The sequence below is a fragment of the Mesorhizobium sp. M0500 genome, from assembly GCF_040321165.1.
Taxonomy (GTDB): Bacteria; Pseudomonadota; Alphaproteobacteria; order Rhizobiales; family Rhizobiaceae; genus Mesorhizobium.
The window spans coordinates 1-2,595 of the sequence record NZ_JAMYRB010000068.1 but is presented as its reverse complement, the minus strand read 5'-3'; the positions used below and the strand labels follow the sequence as shown (position 1 = coordinate 2,595).

Annotated in this window: 3 protein-coding genes; all 3 read left to right on the top strand. The window is 60.9% G+C overall.

The features are described from left to right. The first annotated feature begins 82 nt into the window (after positions 1-82). Genes tnpA through tnpC form a run of 3 tightly spaced genes read left to right on the top strand, consistent with a single transcriptional unit; the run spans position 83 to position 2,516 of the window. Entirely contained in the window at positions 83-556 is a 474-nt protein-coding gene (gene tnpA, locus NKI70_RS33705; protein WP_352453912.1) for an IS66-like element accessory protein TnpA, read from the top strand. After that, a complete protein-coding gene (gene tnpB, locus NKI70_RS33700) occupies positions 537-890 on the top strand; it encodes an IS66 family insertion sequence element accessory protein TnpB (protein ID WP_352469379.1) in 354 nt (117 codons plus the stop codon). The genes tnpA and tnpB overlap by 20 nt, the downstream gene beginning before the upstream one ends. Before the next feature lie 54 nt (positions 891-944). Then, the gene (gene tnpC / locus NKI70_RS33695) at positions 945-2,516 is read left to right on the top strand and encodes an IS66 family transposase (protein WP_352493672.1); all 1,572 of its coding nucleotides are present in this window, start codon (positions 945-947) and stop codon (positions 2,514-2,516) included. The last annotated feature ends 79 nt before the right edge of the window (positions 2,517-2,595 follow it).

Here is a 2,595-nt window from a genome sequence, read left to right as displayed (position 1 = left end):
GTAAGCGCGAATTTCCCCGCACCTTTTGCTGTTGAGTGCTCTGATGCATGAGGTGTCCACCAAAATAGGTGGACACCTTGTGATGGAAGAAGATGAGCAGAAACTGCGGGTGAGGCTTGTCGGTCGGGACGGGCGACGCCGATACGACCCGGCATCGAAGGACCGTCTTGTCTCGGCCTGTCTTGAGCCTGGCGTGTCGGTATCGAGGCTTGCGCTCGAACATGGGGTCAATGCGAACCTTCTTCGGAAGTGGATAAAGAAGCGGGCGGAGACCCAGTCCCTCCCACAGCCCCCACCATCGGCGTTCATCCCGGTTCAGATTGAAAGCACTTCCGATCGGGCCTTGCTGCGACAGAGCAGCATGGCTGCGGTGGATTTGCCGGGGACTTGCGATGGGGCACGTAGGTCGGCATCGAAAAGGACAGCGCCTTTTTCCTCTCCAGCCAAGGTGAGCGCGTCGCTGCCGAACGGCGTGAAGTTGACGCTGGAATGCGGTGATGTGGATGCGTTGACGGCGACCATCGGAGCACTGGGTCATGTTCAGACTGGGCGCTGACCTGAAAGTCTACCTGCACCGCGAGCCGATCGACTTCCGGGCCGGCATCAACAGCCTTGCGGTTCTGGTCCAAGAGACGATGGCGCTCGATCCGTTTGCTCCGGCGGTTTTTGCGTTCTGCAATCGCCGTCGCGACCGGATGAAGCTCCTGTTCTTCGATCGGTCGGGCTTTGTGCTGGTAATGAAGCGGCTGACCGAGGACAAGTTCCGGTGGCCGCGCCGGGAGGCAGCGGTGGTCACGCTTACGACCGAGCAATTGCACTGGATCCTCGACGGCATCGACATCGATGCGATGGTCCGCCATCCGGTGCGGCAATATCAGGTTGCCGGTTGAGGGCTCTCGAATTGAGCGGTTGACGCGGCGGCATGCTTTCGATTCAAGAATCTGATGAATCGACCCGGCGAACCGACTGTTGAAGCGTTGATGGCGCGTATTGCTGCGCTGCAGGCGCAGAACCGTCAACTCACCGAACGCGTCGTCAAACTCGAGGAAGAGCTGGCGCTTGCACGACTGCATCGTTTTGCGCCGCGCAGTGAAAAGCACATTGACCGCCTCTTCAATGAAGCCGAACAGGCCGCGGATGAGGACGCCGCCGACAACGAAGATGGCGGCGTCGTTGTCCTGCCGGACACGGGCTTGCCGGCGAGCGAAGGGGCGACGGGAAAGAAGCGCGGCCGCAAGGCCTTGCCGGAAAACCTGCCGCGCGAGCGCGTCGAGTATGACCTTCCCGACGATCAGAAGGCTTGTCCTTGCTGCCGTCACCAGATGCATCGCATGGGCGAGGCCGTTACCGAGCAACTTCATATCGAGGTGAAGGCGAAGGTCCTGCAGAATGTGCGGTTCAAATATGCTTGCCGTCATTGCGACCGTACCGGCATCAACACGCCGGTCGTGACCGCGCCGATGCCCGCGCAACCCTTGCCTGGCAGCATCGCCACGGCTTCGACGCTGGCCTTCGCGCTCGTTCACAAATACGTCGACGGCACACCGCTCTACCGCCTGGCGCAGGCCTTCGAGCGCGCGGGCGTTCCTGTCAGCCGTGGCGCTCTGGGTCACTGGGTGATCGGCTCGAGCGAAAAGCATCTCGCCCGCATCTATGACGTGCTGAAGCTGCGGCTCAGATCGCAGCCCCTCATCCATGGCGACGAGACCACGGTCCAGGTGCTGAAGGAAATGGACAGAGAGGCCACCAGCACCTCGTACATGTGGGCATACCGGAGCGGCCACGACAGTGACGAGCCGATCGTGCTGCTCGATTATCAGCCGGGTCGCGGCCAGATACACCCGCAGACCTTCTTGGGCGATTACCGCGGCATCGTGATGAGTGACGGTTATTCCGCCTGGCGCACGCTGGAAGGGGCAACGCATCTTGGCTGCATGGCCCATTCCAGGCGGCGCTTCGTCGATGCCCTAAAGGCGAGGAAGAAAGGCGGCGGCCCGCCGGAACAGGCGCTCCGGTTCTTTGAACAGCTCTATCGGGTTGAAAGGCAGGCGCGGAACGAAATCCCCGATGACGGCGAAACGCGAGATCACTGCATTCGCCACTTCCGCCAGCAACATAGTGTCCCGATCCTCCATGCTCTCAAGGCATGGCTCGACGACATCGCCCCAAAAGTCTTGCCGGACAGCAAGCTCGGCGACGCCGTCTCCTACACCCTGAACCAATGGGGATATCTGACTCGTTACACCGAGGACGGCAGCATGCCGATCGACAACAATCTTCTCGAGCGTGACATCAGAATCTTTGCCACTGGCCGGAAAAGTTGGCTGTTCAGCGATACCGTCGACGGAGCCAGGGCCAGCGCCGTCATCTACAGCCTGATGTTGACCTGCCGCGCCTGTGGCGTCGAGCCGTTAGCGTGGCTGCGCCACGTCCTCACTGAACTACCTCAGCGCCCCGAGAACGCAGCCATCGAGGATCTGCTGCCCTTCAACTTCGCCAAAGCAACAGCAGCCTGATCAGACCAGATACCGTTCCCGATTCGAAGGCCATCCGTCGAAAGCGCTCGCGTCAACGTGCAGCGAAAATAGCGCTTAC